This window comes from Croceitalea marina (assembly GCF_042684265.1).
GTDB classification, from domain to species: domain Bacteria; phylum Bacteroidota; class Bacteroidia; order Flavobacteriales; family Flavobacteriaceae; genus Croceitalea; species Croceitalea marina.
Genome location: NZ_JBHULB010000019.1, coordinates 1 through 548 on the forward strand (window position 1 = coordinate 1; position 548 = coordinate 548).

Here is a 548-nt window from a genome sequence, read left to right on the forward strand (position 1 = left end):
ACAACGGTCTAGTGTATGATTTCGTTGCGTGTTTAAGCACTAAAGTTAGCAAATAAATCACAGATAGAAAGTCCGCGAGGACTTTCGTAAGCATGCTATAACTAGCAATGAATTATACACATTGTTGTAAAACGTTTTTTAATTCCATTCCACGTTCAGTTTTTCCAATTCTGCATTTAATTCAGCGAGTGAGTTCGGTTCAATTATCTGCGTGTTGATACTCAATTCTTTTTTGTCCGTTTTAATGATATAATCTCCAGCAAACTTCTTAATCCGTTTTATTTCAGTTAGATTTAGCTTTTTTCCTAATGGTCCGTTTACTGTTAAAATTCCGTTTTTAATACTCACATATTTATATTTCTTTTGATAGAAATAAGTTCCAAAATATGTCAATGAGATTAAAATCCAGCCATAATCAATCCAATGAAGTTTGTCGTCAAAGTATAATTGAACAAAAAAATAAACAAACCAAATTATTCCGAAAATCAGATTAAAATTCAGTTGTCGTTTTTTATATTGAATTTTCATTTCGCAAATGTTTTACAACG

1 protein-coding gene is annotated in these 548 nt (G+C 30.3%); it reads right to left on the reverse strand.

What is annotated here, in order from left to right; all coding sequences use genetic code 11:
• Positions 1 to 138: 138 nt before the first annotated feature.
• Positions 139 to 528 carry a DUF4199 domain-containing protein gene (locus tag ACFSQJ_RS14120; RefSeq protein WP_377767620.1) on the reverse strand — a complete coding sequence of 130 codons (390 nt, stop codon included), beginning with the start codon at positions 526 to 528 and terminating at the stop codon, positions 139 to 141.
• Positions 529 to 548: the final 20 nt, after the last annotated feature.

Bases quoted from the DNA above. Each gene is read 5' to 3' on its own strand.
- ACFSQJ_RS14120 (WP_377767620.1), bottom strand. From the start codon at position 528: ATGAAAATTCAATATAAAAAACGACAACTGAATTTTAATCTGATTTTC.